A 6,839-nucleotide genomic window follows, 5' to 3' on the forward strand; every position below is an offset into this window, starting at 1 on the left:
GACACGTACCACAACACCACCTTCTCCCCCTCGGCGATGGGCTGACCGCACAGTTCGGTGTCCCGGGTCGCGGTACGCCGAAACTGCATGATCGGGGTGACCCAGCGCAGCATCTCCTCCGTTGCCGAGGGCAGCAGCGTCGCCTCGCGGGTCAGCCGCTCCCGCTGTGCCGGGTCGGCCAACAAGGCCAGCACACTGCCGGAGATGAGGTGTCGGGTCGTCTCGTTGCCGGCCACCACCAGCAGCAGCCAGAAGCTGCAGAACTCCCGGTCGGACAGTCGGCGGCCGTCCACCTCGCTCGTCGCCAGCAGCGTCATCAGGTCGTCGCGGGGTGACCGGCGGCGTTCGCCGGCGACGGTGAGCGCGTACTGGAAGGCCTCGAAGAAGGTGGCGCGGTACGCCTCCACGTTTCCGCCGCCGTACTCCGGATCGTCGAACCCAACCAGGTTGTTGCTCCACCGGTAGAGCAGGTGTCGGTCCTCGCGGGGCAGACCGAGCAGGTCCGCGAGGACCAGCAGAGGCAACTCGGCGGCGAGGTCGGTGACCACGTCGCAGTCCGCCCGGCGTACCGCCCGCTGCACGAGGGCGTGGGCGTGGGCGGCGACGCTGTCGTGCAGCGCCCGGATCGCCCGCGGCGTGAACACCGCGGTGACCAGCCGGCGGATCCGGGAGTGCTGAGGTGCGTCCATGTTGACCAGTAGTTGACGGGCCTGTTCCAGGTCGGCGGCGGTGCGCGGGTCGGGCAGGAACGCGCCCTTGCGGCCGGAGGAGAACACCTCCGGCTGCCGGGACGCGGCGACCACTGCCTCGTGGCTGGTGACCGCCCAGAACCCGGACCCCTGGCTGAGCATCTGTCCGCCGCCGCCGCGCCGCCACAGTGCCGGCTCCGGCACCCAGCACACCGGCGCCTCCCGCCGCATCCGGGCGAACTCGGCGAACGGCACCCCAGCGCCGTACGTCGCCGGATGCGCCACGTCCGGACGGTCCACCAGCTGGCTCATGACCAGTCTCCGGCCGGCTCGGGGTGCAGCAGCTCCCGCAGCACGTCGTGACGCAGTTTGCCGGTGCTGTCGCGGGGCAGCTCGGCGACGAACCGCCAGCGTCGGGGCACCTTGAACCCGGCCAGGGAACGCCGACAGAACCGGTCGAGGGCCCGCGCGGCGTCGGTCGGGTCGAGCCGGCCCGGGTCCAGTTCGACCACGGCGACCACCCGCTCGCCGTACTCGTCGTCCGGCTCGCCGGTCACCGCCACGTCCCGCACCCCCGGGTGGGCCAGCAGCACCGCCTGCACCTCGGCCGGGTAGATGTTCACCCCGCCGGAGATGATCAGATCCCGGGCCCGGCCGGTCAGGTAGAGGTAGCCGTCGCCGTCGAGGTAGCCGGTCTCGCCGTAGGTGAACACCCCGGGGCTCAGATGCGCGTCACGGGTCTTCTCCGGGGCGTTGTGGTACTCGAAGGTCTGCCCGGCGCGGCGGACGAAGACCCGGCCCGGCTGACCGGCCGGCAGCGCGGCACCCTCCGGATCGAGGATCACGATCTCGTTGGGCGGCACGGCCCGGCCGACGCTGCCCGGACGGCGCAGCCAGTCGTCGGCCCCGATGAGCGTGACCACCCCCGCCTCGGTGGCCGCGTAGTACTCGACCACCACCGGCCCCCACCACCCGATCATCCGCCGTTTCACCTCGACCGGGCAGGGGCCCCCGCCGTGCCACACCACCCGCAGGCTGCTCACGTCGGCCCGGGCCCGTACGGCGATGTCCAGTCGCAGCAGCCGGACGAACTGGGTGGGCACCAGGTGGCAGGCGGTGATCCGGTGCTCGGCCAACGCGGCCAGGAACGCCTGCGGGTCGAACCGCTCGTGCAGCACCAACCGGCTGCCGCGCAGCAGCGGCAACAGTGCGAAGAACAGCTGCGCGGAGTGGTACCAGGGGCCGACCAGCAGCACCGCGCCCCGCGCCGGCACCGCCAGGGTGTGCCCGGCGTACGCCAGCAGCCGCTCCACCCGGTGAAACGGCGCACCGGTGCGGAACAGGTTGTTGCGTACCCCCTTCGGGGCGCCGGTGGTGCCCGAGGTGTAGAGCATGGTGGAGCCGCACACCTGCTCCGCCGGCTCGTCGTCGGCGAGGACGGCCAGCAGCGGCTCGACCGCGGCGGCCTCGGCGACGTCCCGCTCCCCGGTCACCAGCTGGGCCACCGGGGCGGCGCAGCCCCGCACCGCCTCGCCGACCACCGCCGCGTACGCCGGCTCCGCCAGCACCAGCCGGCTCGCCGAGTCCGCCAGCTGGTACGCGATCTCCGGCGCGGTGAGGTGCCAGTTGACCGGCACCACCGTCACCCCGGTGTGGATGGCGGCAAGCAGCGCCTCGAAGGTCTCCCGCCGGTTGCCGCAGACCACCGCCATCGTGTCGCCGACCCGCAGCCCCTGCGCGCGCAACAGCCGGATCCACCGGTTCACCCGCGCGTCGAGGCCCGGCCAGTCCAGTTCCCCGGTCGCGTCGCGCAGCGCCGGCTCGCCGGCGGCCCCGGCCAGATCCCGCAGCAGTACGGCCATCCCGCCGCCCCTTCCCGGTCAGTCCAGCAGGTCCGGCTGGGCCCGGACGATGTCGGCGTACAGCGGACGGAAGTTCAGCCGGGCGATTCCCGGGGTGCCGATGGTGCGCCGGGTCTCGGCGGCCGCCGCCGGGTCGATCAGGACCGGCCGACCGGCCGCCTCGGCGAGCAACTGCACCTGGCAGCTGCGGTCCATGGCGATGAACCACCAGGCCGCCTCCGCCACCGAACCGCCGACGGTGAGCAACCCGTGGTTGCGCAGCACCACCGCCTTGGTCTCGCCGAGCGCGTCGGCGATGCGCTTGCCCTCCTCGTCGGCGAGCACCACCCCGGTGTAGTCGTCGAACACCGTGTGGTCCTGGTAGAAGGCGCAGGCGTCCTGGGTGATCGGATCCAGCGGACGGCCCAGCGCCGACCAGGCCCGCCCGTGGGTGGAGTGGGTGTGCGCGGCAGCGACCACGTCGGGACGCGCGGCGTGCACGTGCGAGTGGATGACGTACCCGGCCGGGTTGATCCGCCCGGTGCCCTCCAGCACCTCCCCGGCCGCGTCGACCAGCAGCAGGTCGCTGACCCGTACGTGTCCGAAGTGCATGCCGAACGGGTTGATCCAGAACCGGTCCGGCTCCTGCGGGTCCCGGACGGTCACGTGGCCGCCGGCCCCCTCGTCGAACCCGTACCGGGCGAAGAGCCGGCAGGTCGCGGCGAGTTGCCGCTGCCGGCGGAGGCGTTCCTCGGCCGGCGTCCGCCCGGTCATCCGCACCCTCCCGCGGTGTCGGTGTCGAAGGCGGCGCCCGCGACGACCGCCGCCGGTACGCCCGCGGCGGGGTCCCCTGCCGGGGGATCGATCTCGGGCCGCCAGGCAGCCAGGAAGTGGTCGACCCGGTCCAGCCCCCAGAACCGGTGCCGGCCCCAACGCAGGTACGGGATGCCGAACACGTCGTCGTCGTACGCGGCTTCCAGGCAGTCGGTCGCCTCCGCGCGGATCTCCGCGTCGTCCGTGGCGTGCTGCGCGGCGACCGGGTCGAACCCGGCCTCGACGGCGGCCCGGCCGATCACCTCCGGGGTGCAGATGTCCTCGCCGCGCCCCCACCGGGCCGCGACCAGCGCGTCGTAGAACGGCACCGCCCGCCCGGCGCGGCGGGCCGCCAGCCAGGCCAGGTGCGGCAGCTCCCACCACGGGTCCACGTCGATCGGCCAGGCCATCGTCAGGCCCGCCCGCTCGGCCAGCCGCTTGGTGTCCAGCAGGATGTATCGGTGCTTGGCCCGGCTCATCTGCACGTAGTGGAACTCGGCGCCCCGCTCGGCCAGCGCCGCGGCGGTCTTGGCGTCCGGATCCCAGTACGGGAACCAGTCCAGCCGGTCGAAGACGTCGGGCACCTCGCGGCGCAGCCGGTGCACGGTCAGCCAGCTGTACGGGCTGCGGAACGAGAAGTACAGCCGGGGCCGCCGCTTCATGCCACGGCCCCGGACAGCGCGCGCAGCACCTCGTCGTCGAACTCGGCCAGCTCACCGGCGCGCGGGCCGGCGCTGATCGCGTACCCGTGCAGGATGCTCGCGGTCGCGGTGTGCACCAGCCGGTCGTCGCGGCGTACGTAGCAGTCCATCCGGGCGTCGAACATGACCCCGCGCAGCACGTCGGTGACGGTCAGCACGGTGTGCACCTCCTCCTCCATCCGGGCCGCCTCGACCAGCCGTACCCGGGCCCGGGAGACCACCGGGATCCAGGACCGCTCGCGGACCAGGCGGCCCACCGAGATGCCCCGGGCGGCCAGGAACCGGTCCACCACCTCCTCCAGCGCCCGCACGTAGCCGGAGTGCTGCACCCGGTCGGAGAAGTGGCAGTAGAAGTACGGCGCCCGCCAGCTCCACAGGAACGCGTTCGACCAGGCCGGGGCCAGCACGTCGGCGACCGTCTCACCGGCGCCGATCGGCCGGTGGTCGGGGCGGGCGAGCACCCCGGCCGCGCCGACCGTCGGCACCACCAGGTCGGCCAGGTGGGCGGGCGCGGGCGCGCTGGCCGTCGCGGCGGGCTCGGCCACCAGTGCGATGCGCACCTTGCCGCGCAGCACCAGCTGTTCCCGGCCGTCGCGGTGCACCGTCATCTGCACCGCCAGTCGGCTGCCGGACTCCCCGGTCACCTCGACCCGCACCTCGTCGTCGACCTCCAGCACCGCCGGCAGCTGCACCGAGCAGTCGACCACCTCCACGCCGAGGCCGTGGTCGTGGAAGAGGTCCCGCGCGCCGGGGCCACGGTCGCGCAGCCACTGTAGGACGGCCTCCTCCACCAGGTAGATGAAGTGCTTGAAGCCGATCCAGGTGCGGATGTTCGCCCCCTCGTACCGGGGCCGCCCGACCAGGACGGTCAGCGGGGCGGTGGGCGCACTGGTCATGTGTCTGCTCCTGTCGTCAGGGACGTACCGTCACCCGGTTCGTCTCGCCGACGAACCGGGCGGCCTGTTCCGCGACCTCGGCGGCGTGGCGGACGTGGCAGAAGTGGTCGTAGTGCTCGTGCACCAGCAGGGTCGCCCGGGGCATGTCCCGGCCCAGGGTCGCGGCGGCGGCCGCGGACAGGGTCGGGTCGGCGCCGCCGGCCAGGATCAGCGTCGGGGTGTCCACCGTGGTCAACGCGAGCCCGCCGCTGGCGACGAACTGGTCGAAGACGGTGAGGAAACCGGCCGGACCGATCCGGTCGATCGCCTTGGCGATCATCGCCTCGAGGACGGCGGCGTCCAGCGTGCGCAACCGCTCGCCGATGCGCAGCCGCAGCCCGTCGCGGACGTGCCGGTCGAAAGTGCGCCGGGCCCGGTCGAAGACCTGCCAGGTGATCGGCTGCTCCGGCGGGCAGTACAGCGGGCAGATCAGCACCGCCGCGCGGGCCGGCGACCGGCCCGAGGCCATCAGCTCCAGCGTCGCATTGGCCCCGAACGAGTGCGCGACGACGGTGTCCGCCGGCCGGGGCAGTTGGTCCAACCCGGCGGCCAGCCACCGGGCCACACTGCCCTGGCGTCGCCACCGGTAGTCGTTGCCGGCCCGCCACGGCAGGTCCAGCGCGAGGACCTGCCAGCGGGGATCGAAGGCCCGGGCCAGCGGCCGCCACGACTCCCAGGAGTCCTCCAGGCCGTGGGCGAGCACCACCAGGTCTCCCCCGGCCGTCCCCGGGCTCAGCTCGTGCACCATCGGCGCCACGATCACCGCTCCGCCCACCGTTCGCCGTCACGGCCCGCCGCACGCCCGCCGTCGCGGCCATTGTTGGTGTCGGCCATCGCCTCAGATCCGCCGTCGCGGCTCGCCTGGCGCTGGCCGTCGGTGTCGAGCATCGCCTCGCGCCGGCCGTCGGTGTCGTCGCCGCAGGCGACGGCGAGCGGGCCGGGCACACCGGCGTCCAGCAGTGTCGCGGCGAGGGCCAGGTTGACCACTCCGGCGGCGCCGTAGCAGTCGCCCCACCGCATCGCCGGGTCGAAGCCGCCCGGGCCCAACCGGCGGTACCCGGGCCGTGCCCCGGCTGGCAGCAGGAGCGGCCCTGCGCCACCGGCGGTGCCGGCGTCGGTGGTGAGCACCAGGCAGGCCGCGCCGGCGCGCAGCGTGGAAGGGGGGCGGCCCGCCTGGTGCAGTCCGGTGGCGACCTCGTCGGCCGGTTCGGCGCCCACCACCACCACTCGCGCGGCCCGGCCGGCCCGCAGCAGCAGGGCTGCGGCGCGGACGGCGTCGAGCCCGGCGGTGGCGCCCGAGCAGATCATCAGATTCGCCCCGCCGAAGCCGAACCACAGGGCGATCGTGCTGGCCACCACGTTGCTGGAGGCGTTCGGCGCGGCCAGCGGGCTGACCGCGCGACCGCCGTCGGCGCGGACCGTCCGCGCCAGGTCGGCGACGGTGGCCACGTTGCCGAGGTTGCCGGCGACGACCACCGCGGTGGTCGGGTCCACGGCCGCCGGAGCGTTGCGGCCGGGCGGCAGGCCGAGGGCACGGTGCACCGCGCACAGCGCCAACCGGGTGGCCGGCTCCTTGAACAGCAGACCCTTGCGGCCGAGCACCTCGTGCGCGCGGTCGGCCGGCACCGCTCCGGCCAACGCACCGGCCAGCCGCTGCGGTGCCACGCCGGACCAGCCGGCCAGGTCGACGGTGAGCTTGTCCGCGTCCGGCAGGTGCAGACTCCAGCCGGTCACCCGCACCGTCACCCGCTGCTCGGCACCGGGCACCCGCTCGGTGGCGGTCAGTGGGCGGGTCATGGGGCCTCCACCAGCGTGACGGCGTTGACGCCGCCGAAGCCGAACGCGTCGCACTGCACCAGG

7 protein-coding genes are annotated in these 6,839 nt (G+C 74.1%); all 7 read right to left on the reverse strand.

Translation table 11 applies throughout. From position 1 onward, the window contains the following. Window positions 1–1,001: cytochrome P450 (locus AB0M52_RS28070; RefSeq protein ID WP_363959775.1), on the reverse strand; the 1,001-nt coding region annotated here is incomplete at its 3' end. Beyond that, a complete protein-coding gene (locus tag AB0M52_RS28075; RefSeq protein ID WP_363959778.1) occupies window positions 998–2,551 on the reverse strand; it encodes an AMP-binding protein in 1,554 nt (517 codons plus the stop codon). The genes AB0M52_RS28070 and AB0M52_RS28075, both read right to left, overlap by 4 nt. Window positions 2,552–2,569: 18 nt before the next feature. Further along, window positions 2,570–3,304, reverse strand: a complete 735-nt coding sequence (locus tag AB0M52_RS28080; protein ID WP_363959781.1) for a class II aldolase/adducin family protein — start codon at window positions 3,302–3,304, stop codon at window positions 2,570–2,572. Beyond that, window positions 3,301–4,005 (reverse strand): DsbA family protein, encoded by a 705-nt coding sequence (locus AB0M52_RS28085; RefSeq protein ID WP_363959784.1) that lies wholly within the window; start codon window positions 4,003–4,005, stop codon window positions 3,301–3,303. Before AB0M52_RS28085 ends, AB0M52_RS28080 begins: the two co-directional genes overlap by 4 nt. After that, complete coding sequence (locus tag AB0M52_RS28090; RefSeq protein ID WP_363959787.1) at window positions 4,002–4,940, reverse strand: thioesterase family protein; 939 nt, start codon at window positions 4,938–4,940, stop codon at window positions 4,002–4,004. The genes AB0M52_RS28085 and AB0M52_RS28090 overlap by 4 nt, the downstream gene beginning before the upstream one ends. Window positions 4,941–4,956: 16 nt before the next feature. Further along, window positions 4,957–5,727 (reverse strand): alpha/beta fold hydrolase, encoded by a 771-nt coding sequence (locus tag AB0M52_RS28095; protein WP_363959789.1) that lies wholly within the window; start codon window positions 5,725–5,727, stop codon window positions 4,957–4,959. A gap of 11 nt (window positions 5,728–5,738) precedes the next feature. Continuing rightward, window positions 5,739–6,776, reverse strand: a complete 1,038-nt coding sequence (locus tag AB0M52_RS28100) for a beta-ketoacyl synthase N-terminal-like domain-containing protein (protein WP_363959792.1) — start codon at window positions 6,774–6,776, stop codon at window positions 5,739–5,741. Between the last annotated feature and the right edge of the window lie 63 nt (window positions 6,777–6,839).

It is taken from the genome of Micromonospora sp. NPDC051296, assembly GCF_040682255.1.
Taxonomy (GTDB): Bacteria; Actinomycetota; Actinomycetes; order Mycobacteriales; family Micromonosporaceae; genus Micromonospora; species Micromonospora craterilacus.